The 18,921-nt window shown below is 66.8% G+C and carries 23 protein-coding genes; 16 read left to right on the forward strand and 7 right to left on the reverse strand.

Features of this window, described 5'->3' with window-relative positions:
- Positions 1 to 20: 20 nt before the first annotated feature.
- Complete coding sequence (locus tag KM295_RS00375) at positions 21 to 1,466, forward strand: NCS2 family permease (RefSeq protein ID WP_256027799.1); 1,446 nt, start codon at positions 21 to 23, stop codon at positions 1,464 to 1,466.
- 34 nt (positions 1,467 to 1,500) lie between these two features.
- Here KM295_RS00375 and KM295_RS00380 read toward each other — a convergent pair whose 3' ends face one another.
- On the reverse strand, positions 1,501 to 1,893 hold the full coding sequence (locus KM295_RS00380) for a DUF2237 family protein (RefSeq protein WP_256027800.1): 393 nt from the start codon (positions 1,891 to 1,893) through the stop codon (positions 1,501 to 1,503).
- A gap of 77 nt (positions 1,894 to 1,970) precedes the next feature.
- Here KM295_RS00380 and KM295_RS00385 point away from each other — a divergent pair, with 77 nt between their 5' ends.
- The 4 genes from KM295_RS00385 (at position 1,971) to thsA (ending at position 5,510) form a co-directional block, all read left to right on the forward strand.
- Positions 1,971 to 2,483, forward strand: coding sequence for a metallophosphoesterase (locus KM295_RS00385; protein ID WP_256027801.1), 513 nt, complete (start codon positions 1,971 to 1,973; stop codon positions 2,481 to 2,483).
- Positions 2,480 to 2,977, forward strand: coding sequence for a GNAT family N-acetyltransferase (locus tag KM295_RS00390; protein ID WP_256027803.1), 498 nt, complete (start codon positions 2,480 to 2,482; stop codon positions 2,975 to 2,977). The genes KM295_RS00385 and KM295_RS00390 overlap by 4 nt, the downstream gene beginning before the upstream one ends.
- Positions 2,978 to 3,047: 70 nt before the next feature.
- Positions 3,048 to 3,611 (forward strand): KH domain-containing protein, encoded by a 564-nt coding sequence (locus KM295_RS00395; protein ID WP_256027805.1) that lies wholly within the window; start codon positions 3,048 to 3,050, stop codon positions 3,609 to 3,611.
- 198 nt (positions 3,612 to 3,809) lie between these two features.
- Entirely contained in the window at positions 3,810 to 5,510 is a 1,701-nt protein-coding gene (thsA, locus tag KM295_RS00400) for a thermosome subunit alpha (RefSeq protein ID WP_256028168.1), read from the forward strand.
- Between the two features lie 107 nt (positions 5,511 to 5,617).
- On the opposite strand, the gene KM295_RS00405 is transcribed toward thsA, so the two are convergent.
- The gene (locus tag KM295_RS00405) at positions 5,618 to 6,727 is read right to left on the reverse strand and encodes a DUF2157 domain-containing protein (RefSeq protein ID WP_256027811.1); all 1,110 of its coding nucleotides are present in this window, start codon (positions 6,725 to 6,727) and stop codon (positions 5,618 to 5,620) included.
- A gap of 96 nt (positions 6,728 to 6,823) precedes the next feature.
- On the opposite strand from KM295_RS00405, the gene KM295_RS00410 reads away from it, so the two are divergent.
- Positions 6,824 to 7,357, forward strand: a complete 534-nt coding sequence (locus KM295_RS00410) for a CDP-2,3-bis-(O-geranylgeranyl)-sn-glycerol synthase (RefSeq protein ID WP_256027817.1) — start codon at positions 6,824 to 6,826, stop codon at positions 7,355 to 7,357.
- A gap of 100 nt (positions 7,358 to 7,457) precedes the next feature.
- The gene (locus KM295_RS00415) at positions 7,458 to 8,261 is read left to right on the forward strand and encodes an SDR family oxidoreductase (protein ID WP_256027818.1); all 804 of its coding nucleotides are present in this window, start codon (positions 7,458 to 7,460) and stop codon (positions 8,259 to 8,261) included.
- 14 nt (positions 8,262 to 8,275) lie between these two features.
- Here KM295_RS00415 and KM295_RS00420 read toward each other — a convergent pair whose 3' ends face one another.
- Positions 8,276 to 8,545, reverse strand: a complete 270-nt coding sequence (locus tag KM295_RS00420) for an HAH_0734 family protein (protein WP_256027819.1) — start codon at positions 8,543 to 8,545, stop codon at positions 8,276 to 8,278.
- 70 nt (positions 8,546 to 8,615) lie between these two features.
- Entirely contained in the window at positions 8,616 to 9,944 is a 1,329-nt protein-coding gene (locus KM295_RS00425) for a metallophosphoesterase (protein WP_256027820.1), read from the reverse strand.
- 142 nt (positions 9,945 to 10,086) lie between these two features.
- Here KM295_RS00425 and KM295_RS00430 point away from each other — a divergent pair, with 142 nt between their 5' ends.
- From KM295_RS00430 to KM295_RS00455, 6 genes are read left to right on the forward strand one after another with little or no spacing between them, the layout of a single operon-like run.
- The gene (locus KM295_RS00430; protein WP_256027821.1) at positions 10,087 to 10,368 is read left to right on the forward strand and encodes a 50S ribosomal protein L44e; all 282 of its coding nucleotides are present in this window, start codon (positions 10,087 to 10,089) and stop codon (positions 10,366 to 10,368) included.
- A 2-nt stretch (positions 10,369 to 10,370) separates the two neighbouring features.
- Positions 10,371 to 10,544, forward strand: a complete 174-nt coding sequence (locus tag KM295_RS00435; protein ID WP_256027822.1) for a 30S ribosomal protein S27e — start codon at positions 10,371 to 10,373, stop codon at positions 10,542 to 10,544.
- A gap of 56 nt (positions 10,545 to 10,600) precedes the next feature.
- Entirely contained in the window at positions 10,601 to 11,401 is an 801-nt protein-coding gene (locus KM295_RS00440) for a translation initiation factor IF-2 subunit alpha (RefSeq protein ID WP_256027823.1), read from the forward strand.
- Positions 11,401 to 11,577, forward strand: coding sequence for an RNA-protein complex protein Nop10 (locus KM295_RS00445; RefSeq protein WP_256027824.1), 177 nt, complete (start codon positions 11,401 to 11,403; stop codon positions 11,575 to 11,577). The genes KM295_RS00440 and KM295_RS00445 overlap by 1 nt, the downstream gene beginning before the upstream one ends.
- A gap of 53 nt (positions 11,578 to 11,630) precedes the next feature.
- The gene (locus tag KM295_RS00450) at positions 11,631 to 12,380 is read left to right on the forward strand and encodes a proteasome assembly chaperone family protein (RefSeq protein ID WP_256027829.1); all 750 of its coding nucleotides are present in this window, start codon (positions 11,631 to 11,633) and stop codon (positions 12,378 to 12,380) included.
- Positions 12,377 to 12,589: a hypothetical protein gene (locus KM295_RS00455; protein ID WP_256027831.1), complete on the forward strand. Its 213-nt coding sequence runs from the start codon at positions 12,377 to 12,379 to the stop codon at positions 12,587 to 12,589. The genes KM295_RS00450 and KM295_RS00455 overlap by 4 nt, the downstream gene beginning before the upstream one ends.
- Positions 12,590 to 12,612: 23 nt before the next feature.
- Here the strand turns inward: KM295_RS00455 and ggt are convergent, their stop codons facing one another.
- From ggt to KM295_RS00470, 3 genes are read right to left on the reverse strand one after another with little or no spacing between them, the layout of a single operon-like run.
- On the reverse strand, positions 12,613 to 14,235 hold the full coding sequence (gene ggt, locus KM295_RS00460; protein ID WP_256027832.1) for a gamma-glutamyltransferase: 1,623 nt from the start codon (positions 14,233 to 14,235) through the stop codon (positions 12,613 to 12,615).
- Between the two features lie 31 nt (positions 14,236 to 14,266).
- Positions 14,267 to 15,547, reverse strand: a complete 1,281-nt coding sequence (locus KM295_RS00465) for an adenosylhomocysteinase (RefSeq protein ID WP_256027833.1) — start codon at positions 15,545 to 15,547, stop codon at positions 14,267 to 14,269.
- A 55-nt stretch (positions 15,548 to 15,602) separates the two neighbouring features.
- Positions 15,603 to 16,898 carry an amidohydrolase gene (locus KM295_RS00470; protein WP_256027835.1) on the reverse strand — a complete coding sequence of 432 codons (1,296 nt, stop codon included), beginning with the start codon at positions 16,896 to 16,898 and terminating at the stop codon, positions 15,603 to 15,605.
- Between the two features lie 124 nt (positions 16,899 to 17,022).
- Between KM295_RS00470 and KM295_RS00475 the strand changes: the two genes are divergently transcribed.
- The 3 genes from KM295_RS00475 to KM295_RS00485 all read left to right on the forward strand — a co-directional run bounded on the left by KM295_RS00475 (position 17,023) and on the right by KM295_RS00485 (position 18,870).
- Positions 17,023 to 17,466: a thioesterase family protein gene (locus tag KM295_RS00475; protein WP_256027836.1), complete on the forward strand. Its 444-nt coding sequence runs from the start codon at positions 17,023 to 17,025 to the stop codon at positions 17,464 to 17,466.
- A gap of 83 nt (positions 17,467 to 17,549) precedes the next feature.
- On the forward strand, positions 17,550 to 18,266 hold the full coding sequence (locus KM295_RS00480; RefSeq protein ID WP_256027838.1) for a competence/damage-inducible protein A: 717 nt from the start codon (positions 17,550 to 17,552) through the stop codon (positions 18,264 to 18,266).
- 37 nt (positions 18,267 to 18,303) lie between these two features.
- Positions 18,304 to 18,870, forward strand: a complete 567-nt coding sequence (locus KM295_RS00485) for a DUF1684 domain-containing protein (RefSeq protein WP_256027839.1) — start codon at positions 18,304 to 18,306, stop codon at positions 18,868 to 18,870.
- Positions 18,871 to 18,921 lie beyond the last annotated feature (51 nt).

Here is an 18,921-nt window from a genome sequence, read left to right on the forward strand (position 1 = left end):
GGTAAGCTCAAACGAGAAATATGGGTATAGCTGACTCGCTGGCGGAATACTTCGATTTCGAGGAGCACGGGACGGACTTCAGAACTGAGACGCTGGCCGGGACGACGACGTTTCTCGCGATGGCGTATATCATCGTGGTGAACCCTGCGATCCTCACGCCGGCGATCATGACCGATCCGCCGGCCGGGATGGGCGAAACCGAGGTGTTACAGATGCTGTCCGTGGTCACGATCCTCGCGTCCATCGCCGCGATCACGGTGATGGCGCTGTACGCCAAACGGCCGTTCGGACTGGCACCCGGACTGGGGCTCAACGCCTTCTTCGCCTTCACGGTCGTACTCGGGCTCGGCGTCCCCTGGCAGGTCGCCCTCGCCGCGGTGTTCGTCGAGGGACTGCTCTTCATCGCGTTGACCGCCGTCGGGGCGAGACGATACGTCATCGAGCTGTTCCCGGAACCGGTCAAACTGGCCGTCGGAGCCGGTATCGGCGTGTTCTTGCTGTTCCTCGGGCTCCAGGAGATGAACGTCGTCGCCGACGCGGACGCGACGCTCGTCACGCTCGGGAACTTCTTCGTCGATCCGACCGCGATCGTCGCGGTCGCGGGCCTCGCGTTCACCCTGTTCCTGTACGCCCGTGGGGTCAGGGGCTCGATCGTCCTCGGGATCCTCTTGACGGCCGTCGTCGGCTGGCTCGTGGCGCTTTTCGTCCCCGGACAGGAGGAAGCCTTCGCGCCGCCGGGGACGATCGGCGTCATCCGGGAGGTCGGGTTCGTCGCGTTCCTGACCGACGTCCAGTACAACTTCCTCCCGCTTGCCAGGGGGTTCATCGAAGGCCTGGGCGGGATCACCGAGGATCCGTTCGTCTTCCTGCTTGTGGTCTTTACCTTCTTCGTCGTTGACTTCTTCGATACGGCCGGGACGCTGATAGGCGTCTCGGGCATCGCCGGGTTCCTCGACGAGGAGGGGAACCTGCCGGATATCGACAAGCCGCTCATGGCCGACGCGGTCGGCACGACGCTCGGTTCGATGATGGGGACCTCGACGGTCACGACGTACATCGAATCCTCGACGGGGATCGAAGAGGGCGGTCGGACCGGCTTTACCGCCCTGGTCGTCGGCTTTCTGTTCTTCGCCTCGCTCGCGGTCGTCCCGCTGATCAGCCTGTTGCCGCTCTATGCGACGTACCTCGCGTTGGTCGTCGTCGGGATCATCATGCTACAGGGCGTCACCGACATCGACTGGAACGACCCCGCCTGGGCGATCCCGGCCGGGCTCACGATCACCGCGATGCCGCTTACGGCCTCGATCGCGAACGGGCTCGCGGCCGGAATCCTCAGCTACCCCCTGATCAAGACCGCGGTCGGCGAGCGACGCGAGATCACGTTCGGACAGTGGATCCTCGCGCTCTCGTTGGTCGCGTACTACATCGTCTTCTTCCTCGCCGACGGGGAGTTCATCGCGTTCTGACCGTTTCGGTCTCCCGGTTCGGAGACGGCCGTTCTCAATCGGGATCGTACGCATGCGCCCGCAACGTTTCGATCTCGACGGTATCGAGGACGGCCTCGTTTGTCGCCTCCAAAACGACCGGGGGGACCGTCGTCTCGGGGAGCCGCCGACAGCGCGTCGCCTCGAGAGCTTCGACCCACCGGCCGAGACAGAGACACCACTGGTCCCCCGGTGAGAGGCCGGGGAACTGAAACGCCGGCTGTGGGGTCACGAGGTCGTTACCGCGCTCCCTGCTGAACTCGAGGAATTCGGCAGTCATCACCGCACAGAGTTCGTGGCGTCCCCTGTCTCCGGGGTTTGTCCCACAGCAGCCGTCCCGCTCGAATCCGGTGACTGGATCGGTACTGCAGGGTTGCAGTTCCTCGCCGAGGACGTTGCGTTCGGTCATACGGGGACGTGGGCTGCCGGGGGGATAGTGATTTCCGTCCCCGAGGCTTCTTTTCGGCCCCGTACGTAGCCGCACTCATGAAGATCGGTGCTATCTCCGATACCCACGACAACGTGCCGATCGTCGAGACCGCGATGGACCGCTTCGAAACGGCCGACGTCGAGGCGGTCGTCCACTGTGGTGACTTCGTCGCGCCGCCGGTGATCCCCCATCTCGACCGCGACGGGATCGAGGTCCACGCCGTCCGGGGTAACAACGACGGCGAACGGGAGGGTCTCCTCGATGCCTTCGGGGATCTCGACGGCGGGACGCTCCACGGCCGGTTCGCGGAGCTGACGTTCGACGGTCGGACGTTCGCGCTCCTTCACGGCGAAAAGCGGCCGATCATCGACGCGCTCGCGGCGTCCGGCGAGTACGATTACGTCCTCCATGGCCACTGGCACGTCCGTGAGGAGCGGACGGTCGGTGACACCGTCGTCATCAACCCCGGAGCGCACTTCCCGACGGTCCCCGGGGAGCACCGGACCGTCGCGGTCGTCGATACCCACGACGACAGCCTCGAATTCCTCCGACTCAGCGGTTCAATATGACCATCGAGGTCGAGATCCGGCCGGCTGAGACGGCCGACATCGAGGCGATAACCGACGTCGCCGAGGCCGTGTGGTACGCCGCCTACGGGGGGATGTTGGACCCCTCGACGATCGCGGCGGCGATCGAGGAGTACTACGATCCGGAACTGCTCGGGACGGCCGTCGAACTCGAGGAGATCGCCTTCTACGTCGCCGCCGGGGACGGCGTCGTCGGCTTTGCGAGCGCCGAACGGACGTGGGCCGACGAGGCCGAACTCCACACGATATACGTCCACCCGGACCGGTGGGGCGAGGGGATCGGGTCCGCCCTCCTCGGGGAGGTGACGGCGTGGGCCCGCGAGCGGGACGTCGATCGGATCGCCTGTGGGGTGCTGGCGGACAACGCCGTCGGGATCGGCTTCTTCGAGGCCGTCGGGTTCGAGCGGGGCCGCGAGACCGACGCGGAGATCGCCGGGGAGATCCACCCCGAGTACGAGTACGAACTGCCGCTTTGAGACGCCCCATCCCCGGACCATCCCACGACCGTCAACGAACCCTTAAAAGCCCGGATCACGAAACGGGCGTATGAAACACGTCACAGTCCCGGAAGACCGGATCGGAGTGCTGATCGGAGAGGGGGGTGAGACGATGCGCGAGATCGAATCCCGCGCGGAGGTTCGGCTCGATATCGACTCCGAGACGGGGTCGGTCCGCGTCGAGCCGGTCGGGGACCCGATCCTCGGGCTGAAGGGACCGGACATCGTCAAGGCGATCGGCCGGGGGTTCGCCCCGGAGGACGCCTTCCGACTCCTGGAAGACGAGATGCAGCGGTTCGACCTGATCGACATCGACGCCGCGACCCGCAACAAGAAGGACCTCCGCCGCAAGAAGGGCCGGCTCATCGGCGAGAACGGCCGGACGCGAGAGCTGATGGCCGAACTCAGCGGCGCCGACGTCGTCATCTACGGGACGACGCTCGGGGCGATCGGCTCCCCGGAGCAGGTCGACGCCGTCCGCAGCGCCGCCGAGATGATCCTCGACGGCGCGCCCCACGGGGCGGTTTACTCCTTCCTCGAACGGCGGCACAACGAGATGCGGTCCAACGACATCGAGTATCACCGCTTTCCCGACGGCTCGCGATCGGCATAACTCACCGAAAGCGGCTCCGGCACCCGGCCGAGACCGTCCGAGGGCGTGGGGTCCCGAACCGCAACGAACCGTTATATAAAATTTTCGTGCCACCGGTTGTCACGGTAGTCCGTGTCCCGTCAGGCGGTTTTTCGTTCCCGTTTCAGCAAGCTTTATATAGAACCACAGACAATCATTCGGACGACTATGGCACAACAGATGGGCAACCAGCCGATGATCGTCCTCTCGGAGGAGAGCCAGCGAACCTCCGGGCAGGACGCACAGTCGATGAACATCACCGCCGGCAAGGCCGTCGCCGAGTCCGTACGGACGACGCTCGGCCCGAAAGGGATGGACAAAATGCTTGTCGACTCGACGGGCAACGTCGTCGTCACGAACGACGGCGTCACCATCCTCGGAGAGATGGACATCGAACACCCCGCGGCCAACATGATCGTCGAGGTCGCGGAAACACAGGAAGAGGAAGTCGGTGACGGGACGACGACCTCCGTCGTCGTGGCCGGCGAACTCCTCTCGCAGGCCGAAGACCTCCTCGAGCAGGACATCCACGCGACGGTGCTGGCACAGGGGTACCGTCAGGCCGCCGCCGAGGCCAAAGAGATCCTCGAGGACATCGCTATCGACGTCGGCGCCGACGACATCGACGCCCTCGAATCGATCGCCTCGACGGCGATGACGGGCAAGGGTGCGGAAGCCTCCAAGGATCTGCTCGCCGAACTCGTCGTCGACTCCGTCAACGCGGTCGCCGACGACCAGGGGATCGACACGGACAACATCAAGATCGAGAAGGTCGTCGGCGGCGCCGTCGACGAATCCGAACTCGTCGAGGGCGTTCTCGTCGGCAAGGAGCGCGTCCACGACAACATGCCCGCAATCGTCGAGGACGCCGACATCGCGCTGCTCGATACGCCGATCGAGGTCAAAGAGACCGAGATCGACACCGAGGTCAACGTCACCGACCCCGACCAGCTCGAGCAGTTCCTCGAACAGGAGGAAAAACAGCTCCGTGGGATGGTCGACAAGCTGGTCGAGGCCGGCGCCGACGTCGTCTTCTGCCAGAAGGGCATCGACGACATGGCCCAACACTACCTCGCCCAGGAGGGCATCCTGGCGGTCCGCCGCGGGAAGAAGTCCGACATGAAGGCGCTTTCGCGTGCGACCGGCGGCCGGCTCGTCTCCAACATCGACGATATCACCGCCGACGACCTCGGCTTCGCCGGCTCCGTCTCGCAAAAGCCCATCGCGGGCGACGAGAAGATCTTCGTCGAGGACGTCGAGGAGGCCAAGGCGGTCACGCTCATCCTCCGCGGCGGCACCGAACACGTCGTCGACGAGATCGAACGCGCCGTCGAGGACTCGCTGGGCGTCGTTCGCACCACCCTCGAGGAGGGCAAGGTGCTGCCCGGCGGCGGTGCCCCGGAGATCGCACTCGGTCTCGGGCTGCGTGACTTCGCCGACTCGGTCGGCGGCCGCGAACAGCTCGCCGTCGAGGCGTTCGCCGACGCCGTCGACGTCATTCCGCGCACGCTCGCGGAGAACGCCGGCCTCGACCCGATCGACTCGCTGGTCGATCTCCGCAGCAAACACGCCGACGGCGACGACAGCGCCGGGCTGGACGCCTACACCGGCGAGGTCATCGACATGGAGGGAGAGGGCGTCGTCGAACCCCTCCGCGTGAAGACACAGGCCATCGAGTCCGCGACCGAGGCGGCCGTGATGATCCTCCGCATCGACGACGTCATCGCCGCCGGCGATCTCAAGGGCGGTAGCTCCGACGACGACGACGGCGAGGACGGCGGACCCGGCGCCGGCGGTATGGGCGGCGGCATGGGCGGTATGGGCGGCGGCATGGGCGGTATGGGCGGCGGCATGGGCGGCGGCATGGGCGGCATGATGTAAGCCCGGCCAACCACCCACCCACAGCCGACGCCGCATACCCACACCGTATCGCCCGTTCGAGTACCCCGATCCTCTCTTTGTTTTCGCGTGCCGAGAGCCGTCTCCGGCTACCGTTCGAGACGGGCCAGAAGCCGGCGGCGGCCCCGTTCGAGGACGACACCGGCACCGAGCAGGATCAGTCCGGCGACGACGAGCGCGACCGAACCGGAGAGCGAGTCGACGATCGTCGAGGCGACGAACGACAGCGTCTGTCCCAGCGCCGCCAGCGCCGCGAGATCGATGAGTCGCCGTGAGCCGCGTCGATAGCCGACGTATCCGGTCGCGCCGACGGCGGCGAGCGTCACGGCGTGACTGCCGATGAAGGCAGCCAGACCGGGCAGTTGGTCCGGCGCGAGGGCCGCCAGTCCGGTCGCGACCGCGACCGCGATGACCGCCGTCGCCGCCCACGCGCCGTCGTGTCGGTCACCCTGCCGGCCGAGCCAGCCGATGCCGGCGAGGCTCGCCGAGGCGGTGGCGACGAGGATCGGCGTCGGATCGACGTCGAACCGGCCGTAGCGTCCCTCGAGCGTCGTCACAAAGAGCAGCCCCGACAGCACCAGAACCGCGCCGCCGGTCCGATAGGTCCAGGCGACGGGATCGTCCTGGCGGTTCGCGAGGGCGAACAGCACGACTCCGAGCAAGGCCACCGCCGGGACCGGGTCGGCCGAACCGGCGAGATCGGCGACGAGCGCGACGAGAACGACGAATCCGATCCCAACGCCGGCCCGCGAGTCGAGCGCGTGACCGCTCGACAGCGAGACCGCCGTCCAGACGAAAAGGAGCCCGGTTCGGGCGATCTCGGATTCGACGGCCGCGAGGTCGGCGAGCAAAAACAGCGAGGGGCCGACGAGTACCGACCCGAGCAGGCTACAGGCGAGGCCGATCCGTGGGAGCGTTCGGCGATAAGCGACGGCTCCGCCGGCGTAGGCGGACCCGGGAGCCGCAACGAGGACGGCGACCTGTGCGGCGGTCGGGAGGTCGTTCCAGTTAGTCGCCAAAAAAAGCGCGACGCCGATGAAGACGAGCGCCGCGCCGACGGCCGACAGCGCGAGGACGGCACGGGAGCGGCCGCCGCCGTCGTCCTCGTAGCGTTCGAGGATCGTCTCGGCCTGTGATTCGGTGATGATCCCATCGCGAACCCACGTCTCGACTTCCGGCCGGAGGGCATCGGGGTCCATGACGGGGTTTGGTCACCGGGCGTACATAAAGTGGGGCGGACGACGGCCGGTCGAAGAACCAACGTTTCTTATACTGTCGGGGGCCACAGACGCCGTATGGTCGTCGAAACGGTCGCCGTCGCGATCTGGGTGATGCTCCCCGCCTACATCCCGAACAACGTCGCGGTTCTGGCCGGCGGCGGCCGCCCGATCGACAACGGGCTGACGCTCGAGGACGGAAGCCGGGTCCTCGGCGACGGCAAGACGTGGCGCGGCACCGCCGTCGGGATCGCGGCCGGCCTCGTCGTGGCGTTGCTCCTCAACCGGTTGAACCCCTTCGTGGGAATCCCCGTCGGGCCGTTCCCGGTCGCCGCCGCCGTCTCGCTTCCCGCCGGCGCCCTGCTCGGTGACATTCTCGCGTCGTTTCTCAAACGCCGGACCGGCAGGGAACGGGGAGCGTCGTTCCCGCTCGTCGACCAGCTCGATTTCGTTGTCGTCGCGCTCGTGTTGACTGCGATCGCCGCGACCGGATGGTTCCTCGGGACGTTTACCCTCCCCATCGTCGTCGCCGTGTTCGTGTTGACGCCGATTTTGCACGTCTCGACGAACGCGCTCGCGTACGCGTTCGGGCTGAAAGACGAGCCGTGGTGATCAGGTCCGAAGCGAGTTCGGGGACTTTCCGCGAGTGAACGGCCGCCATGTCCCGCCGTGACGGAGGTATTTATAACGGTCTATCGCGACATATCGGCCGATGAGCGAGATAGATCTCACCGGAGACGTCGCGGTCGTCACGGGCGGCGCGAGCGGTATCGGACGGCGGATCAGCCTCACGCTGGCCGAACACGGGGCGGACGTCGTCGTTGCTGACCTCCAGTCGGACCCGCGGGAAGGCGGTGACCCGACCCACGAACGGATCGACGCCGAGTTCGAGGGGACGGGGCGGTACGTCGAGTGTGACGTCACGGAGCCCTCGGAACTGGAGACGGCGGTCGAGGCCGCCGAGACGCTCGGCGGGGTCTCGATCATGGTCAACAACGCCGGGATCTCCCGCTCCGAAGACTTCCTCGAGATCGACGAGGCGGCGTACGATCGGATGATGGAGATCAACGCGAAGGGGGTGTTCTTCGGCGCCCAGGCCGCGGCCGACCGGATGATCGACGCCGGCCGGGAAGGGTCGATCGTCAACCTCGCGAGCATCTCGGGGGTGACGGGACGGGCGACAGGCGTCCACTACTGTGCCTCGAAGGGTGCCGTGCGGGTGATGACCTACGCGATGGCGGCCGCGCTCGGCCCCCACGACATCCGGGCGAACGCCGTCTGTCCGGGGCTGATCGAGTCGCCGATGACCAGACAGGACCTGGGGATGTTCGGGGAGGACCGGGGAGCCACCGACACCTACGAGCGGACCGCGCCGCTTGGACGGGTCGGCCAACCGCAGGACATCGCCGATGCGGTCCTGTATCTTTCGAGCCCGCTGTCGGGGTTCGTCACCGGGGAGTCAGTCATCGTCGACGGCGGCGCGACGAACACCTGGAGCGGCGTCGCCGAAAAATAGGACCGGTTGCCGGATCAGGCCGTCGCGGGGTCGCCTTTGGCCTGGATGACGGTCACGTCCTCGCTATCGACGGCCTCGGTCTCAAGCTGCATCGGGACGAACTCGCGGCGCTCGAAGGCCCCCCGTTCGTCGGGCGTTCCGATCGTACACCACAGCTGGACCTCCTCGGGGCCGTGCCATTCGCCCTGTCGGGAGATCCCGAAACAGACGTACTCCTCGCCGTCGTGTTCGATGACGGCCCCCTTCCGGATCCCCGGATCGCCGTGGATGATGAGCTTTTTCATACGCGGCGTTCGGCCGAATTCGGGTTAAGCGCTTCGACACCGATACCGGCACCGGGGTCGCCGGAATCGCTCATTCCGTCGGCTCGGTTCCGGCGTCGCCGCCGACGACCGTCCGGTCGGGCAACGCGACGTTCGGCTCCCGGCCGACGGTGAAGAGCCGTTCGGTCAGCGTGAGTTCCTCGACCATCGGGCTCGGTTTCTCGATCGCCTCGTACTCGGCGGCGACGCCGCCGCCGTCGGCGGCCTCGATCCGGACGGCACACAGCTGATAGGAGGGATAGAAGACGGGCGGCAAGATGCCGATGATCCCGTCGCGGCGGTGTAGCCGTTTGAGCCACGTCCCGGTGTTGACCAGGAGGCGCCCATCTACCTTCCGTGTCCGCGGGCGGTGGGTGTGGCCGTAGCAGAACACCGCAGTCTCGGGGCGTTCCTCGAAGACTGTCTCGGCGGCCTCGACGTACGGTTTTTCCGCGTCGACGGTGAGGCCCGTCTCGAAGATCCCGAACCGGTCGATCGTCTTCCTGATGTCGCGTCTGAGGAGATACAGCGGGATCCCGACGAGCATCAAGAGCCCGGCGACGACGACGTTGACGCTGAGCAGAAACCACGCGGCCGTCCCCGCGGCACCGAACTGGCCGAGGAAGGTCGTGGTCCGGTCGACCGGCATCGACCAGACGCCGATCAGATCGAGTCCGGCGACCACGGCGAGGATCGCGCTGATGTTGAAGAGCAACAGGAAGGGCACGAGCGCGTACCGGAGCAGAGGGCTCATCTCCCGGTAGAAATACTTCGAGCCGAGCCAGACCGGCATCCGTTCGGTCGGCGTGACCGCCTGGACGTCCTTGAGCCAGTTGAATTTCCCCCGATCGGAGAGCTGTCCCGCCCGGGTCGTCACGAGCGTGTTGTAATAATAGCCCAGCGGCGTCGCGTAGGGGTTCCCCCAGTCCTCGATCCGGTTGTTGGGGTCCTGCTGGTGGCCGTGCTCGAAGTGGACCGTCCGGTCGCCGACCGCGCGTTCGATCGACTGTTCGGGGACGAGATCGACGTTGTACTCGGCGAGCCGATCGACGTAGGCGTCGTAGGCGGCGAGTTCGTGGTCGTGGTTTCCCGGCAACAGCGTGATCCTGATCGACTCGCCGGTCGCCCGAAGCTGCTCGAAGAGCTCCGGATACGTCTCGACGAGCACGTCGAACTTCTCGATCCCGTCGACGTCCGTGAACTCCCAGAGCCCGAATGCGTCGCCGTTGATGACGAGTTCGACGCGTTCTTCGGTCCGCTCCAGCCGCCGGAGAAAGCCGAGCAGTTCCTCGAGGAACTCGACCTCCCCGAGCTGTTCGTCCCCGCCGATGTGGAGATCGCTGATGACGTAATAAACCGCCTCGCCGCCATCGTCTGCCATTATCGCTCCTATCAGACCCGAGCGTGAAAGCCTTGTCTCCGCCCGATCGCCGGCGACTGTCCGGGAGCGACCGAACGGTGACGTCCGACGGCGGGAGAAACCAAACCCGTTTTAAGCTACGGCACGTTATCGATCGGTACCTATGGAGATGCCACGCCGGTTCAACACGTACTGTCCGCACTGTCATACCCACCACGAACACGAGGTCGAGAAAGTCCGGACGGGTCGTTCCTCCGGGACGAAGTGGGACGCCCGCCGGACCCGCCGCGGGAAGGCGGTCATCGGCAACGCCGGCCGGTTCTCGAAGGTGCCCGGCGGCGACAAGCCGACCAAGAAGACCGACCTGAAGTACCGCTGCAGCGAGTGTGGGAAAGCCCACCTCCGCGAGGGATGGCGCGCCGGGCGGCTCACCTTCCAGGAGTAACGATGGCGGGAGACTTCATCCGCGTCCGGTGTGACGATTGTGAGAACGAACAGGTGGTATTCGGCAAGGCCGCCGGGGCGGTCGACTGTGCTGTCTGTGGCTCAACGCTTTCGACGCCGACCGGCGGCGAAGCGGACCTCCACGGCGAGGTCCTCGAAGTCGTCGAAGCGCGATAGCCGAAAACCGGCGGGCGAACGGTGCTTTTATTCTCGTCACACGGCTAGCGTGGAGTATGAAATACAGTGGCTGGCCCACGCCCGGCGAACTCGTCGTCGGTCGTGTCGACGAAATCGAGGACTTCGGGGTCTTCGTCGACCTCGAGGAGTACGAGAACAAACGCGGGCTGGTCCACGTCAGCGAGGTCGCCTCCGGGTGGATCAAGAACGTCCGCGATCACGTCAGCGAGGATCAGACGGTCGTCTGTAAGGTCATCGAGGTCGACGAGGACGCCCAGCAGGTCGATCTCTCGATCAAAGACGTCAACGACCACCAGCGATCCGACAAGATCCAGGAGTGGAAAAACGAACAGAAGGCCGACAAGTGGATGGAGATCGCCTTCGGCGAGGACATCGTCGACGATGACTTCCGCCGGATCGCCAACGAACTCATCGACGCACACGGGTCGCTGTACGACGGGTTCGAGCAGGCGGCGATCCTCGGCCCCGAGGCGCTCGAGAAGACCGATCTCTCCGACGAGGAGATCGACGCCATCGTCGATACCGCCCGCGAGAACGTCTCGGTGCCGTACGTGACGGTGACCGGCTACGTCGATCTGGAGGCCGCCGGCGGCGAGGGCGTCGAGACCGTCCGGGAGGCACTCGAAGCCGCCGAAGGCAACGGCGAGGTGCCCGACGAGGTCGATCTCGAGGTCGCCTACGTCGGCGCGCCCGAGTACCGGATCCGGGTGCAGGCGCCGAACTACAAGACCGCAGAGAGCCAACTCGAGGAGAGTGCCGCCCGCGCCCGCGAGGCCATCGAGGCCGGCGACGGGACCGGCGATTTCCACCGCGAGCGGCGGACCGACGAGGAGTAATGGCGAAATCCGACATCCGGGTCTGTTCGGCGTGGCGGGCGGAACACGACCGGCCGGTGTATACGCTCTCGGAGTCGTGTCCGGAGTGTGGCGCCGACGCCGAAAACAGCGCGCCGGCCCCATTTAGCCCCGAAGACCCCTACGGGGAGTACCGACGCCGCGCGCGCCGTCGCTAGGGCGACGCCGCGTATCGCCGTGTTCTTAAGGCGGTAGCCACCCACTGAACCGTATGGACGAGTTCGATATCGAGCGGCCGGCTGACCCCGACCTCGGGGATCCGATCCTGATCGAGGGGCTGCCGGGCGTCGGCCACGTCGGGAAACTCGCGGCAGAACACCTCCTAGAGGAGTTCGAGTCCGAACTGGTACGGCAGATCTACTCGGAGCACTTCCCGCCGCAGGTCACAGTCGAGGACGGCCGGACGCAGTTGGCCTGCGCCGAGGTGTACGCGATCACCGGGGCCGAACGTGATCTGCTGGTGTTGACCGGCGACCACCAGGCCGGCGACGGCCCCGGCCACTACCGGCTGGCTGCGACCTTCCTCGACGTCGCGGCGGCCTTCGACGTCGAGCGGATCTACGCCCTCGGCGGCGTTCCGACCGGCGAACTCGTCGACGAGCCGGACGTAATCGGCGCGGCGACGACCGACGCGTTCGTCGAGGATCTGGAGGCCACCGGCGTCGAGTTCCGCGAAAACGAGCCCGCCGGCGGGATCGTCGGCGTCTCGGGGCTGTTGCTCGGCCTCGGCGAGCGCCGCGGATACGAGGCTGCCTGTCTGATGGGCGAGACCAGCGGCTACCTCGTCGACCCCAAGAGCGCCCGGGCGATCCTCGAGATAATCGAGGCCGCGATCGGGATCGGGATCGGCTACGACTCGCTCGTCGAGCGCGCCGAGGAGATGGAGGAAGTCGTCAAACGCATCCGACAGATGGAACAGAGCGGAACACCCAGCGAGGAGGACCTCCGGTACATCGGATGACCCGCGTACCGATCACCGAGGCCGTCGTCGAACAGCTCGAAGACGTCCTCGAGGCGGATCTCCTGGACGACGAGCACAACTACATGGGCGCCGGCTTCGCTGCCCAGGACCTCGGCCACGAGGAGCTGGCACAGTTCGTCCACGAGGCCGACGCGGCGACCTACTACGAGGCGCTCGAGCGGGCGCGGAAACGGCGGGAAAACGAGTAAACACCGCCGGACGCCGAGTCGGTTCAGAACGTCGTTACGGTCCCGTCCTTCCGCGGCTCGGTCGCTCCTGAGAGGGTTCCCTCCCGGTTCCGGACGATCTGTGCGCCGCCGAACATCCCCGGCGGCAGGACTTCCAGTTCGTGGCCCCGCCGGAGCAGCCCGTGTTGGACCGCCGTCGAGTGGCGGGCCTCGATCGCCAACCGGCCGGACTCCCGGTAGCGCCACCGCGGGACGTCGAGCGCTTCCTGCAGCGTCGCCCCGTCGTCGAGCAACCGCACGAGCGTCTGGAGGTGGCCCTGTGGCTGCATGTATCCGCCCATGACGCCGAACGCCGAGCAGTCCTCGGGACCGCGTTCGAGTATGGCGGGTATCAGCGTGTGAAACGGACGCTTTCCCGGTTCGATGCGATTGGGGTGATCCGGATTCAAAGAGAAGGACGCTCCGCGGTTCTGGAGGGCGATCCCCGTCTCGCCGGCGACGAGCCCGCTGCCGAAGCCAGCAAACCGGGAGTTGATGTACGAGACGACGTTGCCCTCGCTGTCGCCGACACACAGAAGCACGGTATCGGCGTCCTCGGCGTTCGCCTCGGGGACGCCGAAGGATACGTCCGACGCCGTCCCGTCGACGGTCGCCGCCCGCTTTTGTGCCCATTTTTCCGAGGCAAGCGGCGGGATCTCCTCGAAGTCGGGGTCGGTGATATAGCGGTGGCCGTCGTGGAAAGCCCGTTTCATCGCCTCTGCGAGGTAATGGATCCGGGCCGCCGAACCGGCTTCGTACTCGTCGACGCCGATCTCTTCGGCGATAGCGAGCGCCTCCAGGGCGATGAGTCCCTGGTTGTTCGGCGGCAGTTCGTACACCGTCGCGTCGCCGTACTCGACGGAGACGGGATCGGGGTACTCGACCTCGAAGTCCGCGAGGTCCTCGACGGTCAGAAAACCGCCCGCCCGCTGGATTTCCTCGGCGATGGCCTCGGCGATGTAGCCCTCGTAGACGACGTCTGCGCCCTCCTCGGCGATCGCCCGGAGCGACTCACCGAGCCGCTGCAGCCGGACCGTCTCGCCGGGTTCTGGGGCGCGCTCGCCGTCGACGAGGTACGCCGCCCGGGCGTGGTCGGACTCGAATAGCGTCTCGGCCTGCGTCCACTGGTCGGCGATCACTTCGGTGACCGGGTAGCCCTCCATCGCGTACTCGATGGCCGGCTCGAGGACTTCGGCGAGCGAGAGGCGACCGAACTCGTCGACGGTCGCTTCCCATCCGCGGGCCGTTCCGGGGACCGTGACCGTGTGGGGGCCCGTCTCCGGCATCGCTACGGTGTCCCGGCCGAGTCCCTGCTCGTCGGCGATGGCCGATCGGACCTGCTCTCTCGTCGCGTCGCTCGGTGCGCCCCCGCAGGCGCGCATGGCACCGACCTCGCCGTCGGCGTCACGATACAGCATGAAGACATCGCCGCCCAGTCCCGTCATCGTCGGTTCGGTGACGTTCAGCGTCGCGGCCGTCGCGACGGCCGCGTCGAACGCGTTGCCGCCCGTCCGGAGGGTTTCGAGGCCGGCTTCGGCCGCAAGCGGCTGGCTGGTCGCGACCGCCCCGTTCGGGCCGTAGACGGTCGATCGGCGCGAGCCGAACTCGTCGACTGGCGTGTTTTCCATACCGGGGCGTGTGGGCGGCGACTACAAAGAACTAGGTTCCGTGCTGCCAGCTGTCCATGTAGTCGGCCTGTTCGTCGGTCAGTTCGTCGGTCTCGATCCCCTCGGCTTCGAGTTTGATCTCCGCGACCTCCCGGTCGAGTTCGTCGGGGACCTCGTGGACGCCGGGGCCGTACGAGTCCCCGTTTTCGACGAGTTCGCGGACGGAGACCGCCTGGATCCCGAAGCTCTGGTCCATCACCTCGACCGGATGACCGAGCGCGACCGGGGCGGCGAGGTTGACGAGTCGGCCGTCCGCGAGGACGTTGATCCGGCGGCCGTCGGCCATCCCGAACTCCTCGATTCCGTCCCGGACTTCCGTCCGACCGACGGCCAGATCGTCCAGCGCGTCGAGATCGATCTCGACGTTGAAGTGGCCGGCGTTGGCCAACACGACGCCGTCGGACATGCGCTCGAAGTGCTCTTCGACGATCACGTCGCGGTTGCCCGTCGTCGTCACGAAGATATCGCCCTTTTCGGCGGCCTCGGTCATCGAACAGACTTCATAGCCCTCCATGTGGGCCTCCAGGGCGCGTCTCGGTTCGACCTCGGTGACGATCACGTGGGCGTTCTGTCCTTTGGCCTTCTTGGCGACACCCTTCCCGCAGTAACCGTAGCCCGCGACGACGACGTTCTTGCCCGCAAACGAGAGGTTCGTCGTCATGGCGATGCTGGAAAGCGACGCCTCGCCGGTACCGTGGACGTTGTCAAAGAGCCGCTTCATCGGCGTGTCGTTGACGGCGAACATCGGATATCGGAGCGCGCCGTCGTCGTCCATCGCGCGAAGGCGGTGGACGCCGGTCGTGGTCTCCTCACAGCCGCCGACGATCGAGTCGATGAGTTCGGGATACTCGTCGTGGATCGCCATCACCAGATCGCCGCCGTCGTCGACGGTGATCGTCGGTCCGTGTTCGAGCGTCGCCTCGATGGCGGCGTAGTACGCCTCGTCGGCGACGCCGCGTTCCGCATACGAGGTGATCGCCTCGTGGGCGTCCAGCGCCGCCGAGACGTCGTCGTGGGTCGAAAGCGGGTTACAGCCGGTGATCGCGACCTCGGCGCCGGCCTCCGCGAGAACTTCGGTCAGCACCGCGGTTTTGGCCTCGACGTGCATCGCCATGGCGACGGTTTCTCCATCAAGGGGCTGTTCCTCGCGGAACTCCCCGGCGATGGCGGTCATGATCGGCATGTGCTGGCGCGCCCATTCGATCTTCCGGCGGCCCGACTCACGGGCCTCGGCCGGGTCGGCGAGCCGTTCGGTGATCGTCGGATGGTTCATACGGATACATGAGCCGACGCCGGGAAAACGCTACCGAAGGTCACGACCGACGCGGTCAGTTCCCCTCGGCTCGCCGGATCAGCGCCTCGGCGTGCGCTTCCGCCTCCCGTCGGACGGCCGCCTCGTCGAGGGTCTGTACCCGCCGGTTCCGGACGACGACCTCGCCGCCGACGACAGTGTGTTCGACGTCCGATCCCCGGACGGCGTAGGCCAGGTGGCTGACGGGGTCGTGCGCCGGCGTGAGATGCGGCTTCTCGAAGTCGACGACGGCCAGATCGGCGAGCGCGCCTTCCTCGATACGGCCGGCGTCGAACCCGAGCAGTTCCGCCCCGCCCTCGGTCGCAGCCCGAACGACCTCGGGGGCGGCGAGAGCTGCCGCGTCGTCGGCCCCGAGTTTGCCGACCATCGCCGCGTCCCGCAGCTCGTCGAAGGGATCCAAGTCGTTGTTCGAGGCCGCCCCGTCGGTGCCGATCCCGACGGTCACGCCCGCATCGAGCATCGTCTGGACGGGAGCGATCCCGCTTGCGAGTTTCATGTTCGAGGCCGGACAGTGGGCGACACCGACATCCCTGTCGGCGAGCAGTTCGATCTCGGTTCGGTCGACGTGGACGCCGTGGGCGATGAAATCGCCGTCCTCGAGCATCCCGAGATCGTCGGCGTACTCCAGCGGCCGGACGCCGTGGTCCTCGACGATCGGCTCGACCTCCTCGCGGGTCTCGTTGGCGTGATAGTGCAGCGGAACGCCGGCGTCCCGCGCCCGGGGGACGAACTCTTCTACGAGGTCGGCGTCGGCCGTCGTCAGCGAATGGGGCATCAGCGCGGTCCGGATACGTCCGTCGGCCGCACCATCGAGGTCACGTGCGACCGCCAGCCCCTCCTCGAAGTCCGCCCGGGCGTCGGCGTCGTCCTTGCCGACCGTGACGATCCCGTGGCCGATCCGGGCCCGGAGGCCGGCTTCCCCGAGGACGTCCGCGACCGTCGGCATCTCGAAGTACATGTCGCCGATCGCCGTCACGCCGTTTTTCAGCAGTTCGACGGCGCCGAGGCGGGTCCCGGCCTCGATATCGCCCGGCTCGAGTGCGGCCTCGACCGGCCAGATGTCCTCTCTGAGCCACGCGTCGAGCGGCTTGTCGTCGGCGTACCCGCGCAGAAGCGTCATCGCGACGTGACAGTGGGGGTTGACGAGCCCGGGGACGACGAGACAGCCCGAGGCGTCGAGGGTCTCCTCGCCCGCGGCGGTGTCGCCGATCTCGACGATGCGTCCGGTTTCGCGGTCGGCCAGCACGTCCGCCTCCCGGGCCGTCATGTCCGGACGGAGGACCGTCCCGCCGGTGATCTGGAGCGTACTCATGGGGTCGCCTTCGACGGGGCGGCCGTTAAACTGCCGGGACGCGGCCGACGAGCGAGGCCGGGAACGGACCGGAAACAGTGCCGGAGCGTCCCGTTTTTTGTCGGTCTCGCCCCTCCGTCCGAGTATGACAGAGGACCTCCCGGAGCCGGGGATCACCGCCGAACGGACGTTCGAAATCGAGCGGCGACACACGACCAACCTCTTCGGGGAGCAGGAGACGCCGCCGGGGGCGCCGGCCGCGACGGACGCCACCCCCGAGGAATCGATACGCGTGTTGGGCACCCCACAGCTCCTCGCCGAGGTCGAGTTCCTCGGCCGGCAGTCGCTCCGCGGGACGCTCCCCGACGGGAGCGGCGTGGTGGGGATCGACGCCGACGTGACCCACCTGAGCGCCATCCCGGTCGGAAAAGCGGTTCACGTCCGGACCGAACTGACCGACGTGACCGATCGGACGCTCACGATCGAGGGGACGCTGTCTTCGGCCGACACCGACGAACCGATCGGCGAGGTGACGAACCGGCTGCGCGTCGTTCGCCGTGAGTCATTCAGAGAACGGATCGGACTCTGACTCCCTCCCGACCGCTATAGCCAAAAAGAGGCTATCGAGCGATAGCCGGGGCGTTTTTGCTCGTGGCCGGCGTGCGGTCGGGTATGAACGCGGCACTGGTGACGGTCGGCGACGAACTGCTTTCCGGCGACACCGAGAACACGAACGCGACGTGGCTCGGACGGCAACTCACGGAGCGTGGGGTAACCGTCAAGCGGATGTTGACCGTCCCCGACGAGACGGCCGTCATCGCCGACGCGGTGGGACGCTACAGCGACGCCTTCGACGCGGTCATCGTGACGGGCGGACTCGGCGGGACGCCCGACGATATCACCATCGAAAGCGTGGCGAAGGCCTTCGGTCGGGGCCTAATCGAGAACGAACTCGCGCGGGCCGACGTCGAGAAGCATCTCGAGTCGGTCGCCGAAAAATACCCCGAACTGAACGTCGACGTCGCCGCCGAGGCGAGAATCCCCGAGGGCGCCCGCCCACTTTTGAACCGCGCGGGGATGTCACCCGGCTGTGTGCTCGAGAACGTCTACGTCCTACCGGGGATCCCCACCGAGATGAAGCGGATGTTCGAGGACGTCGCCGACGAGTTCGAAGGGGACGTCACCGCCCGGACGCTCTACACCGAAGAGCCGGAAGCCAACCTCATCGAGCGCCTGGACGAGGTCAGAGACCGGTTCGGGGTCCAGGTGGGCTGTTATCCGGACCGGGAGGCGGGACACAACCGGCTGAAGATACGCGACTCGGACGGGGCTGTCCTCGACGAGGCGGAGGCGTGGCTCACAGAGCAGATCGTCCTCGTCGAGGTGTGATCCGGAAGTATATCCGTCCGAACGCCCGAGGCTCGGTATGGACTTCGACGTCGAATCCTGGCGTACGGAACTCCGAGAGTACCGCGAAGAGAAAGACGAGAAGTTCGGCGTCCCCCACTCCTCGCCGCTGGGTCCGGAGGGCCGCCGGGAGTTCGACGGCATCGAATACTTCGAGCCGGATCCCGACTATCGCGTCGAAGCGACGGTCGAACTCGACGAAAGCGACGAGACAGTCACGATGGAGACGACCGCCGACGGCGAACAGCTCCACGAGCGGGCGGCCCGCCTTCACTTCGCGTTGCCCGACCAGCGCGGCGAGACGGCCGAACACACCCTCGTCGGCTACCGGCGGGTCGACCAGTCCGGGGGGTCGCTTTTCGTCCCGTTCCGCGATAAGACGACGGGCCAACAGACATACCCCGGCGGCCGGTACATAGAGCTTCACTACGAGGGAGAACTCGAGGACGGCGAAACGTTCGCGCTGGATTTCAACCTCGCGTACAACCCGTTCTGTGCGTATAGCGACGCCTACGAGTGTCCGCTCCCACCCCGGGAGAACTGGCTCGAGATAGCGATCCCGGCCGGCGAGCGATACGAGGACTGACGTCCGGATCCAATAGCCGAAACGCGTCGTCCGGAAGCGACAGACCGAGGT

The organism is Natronomonas aquatica (assembly GCF_024449025.1).
GTDB classification, from domain to species: Archaea; Halobacteriota; Halobacteria; order Halobacteriales; family Haloarculaceae; genus Natronomonas; species Natronomonas aquatica.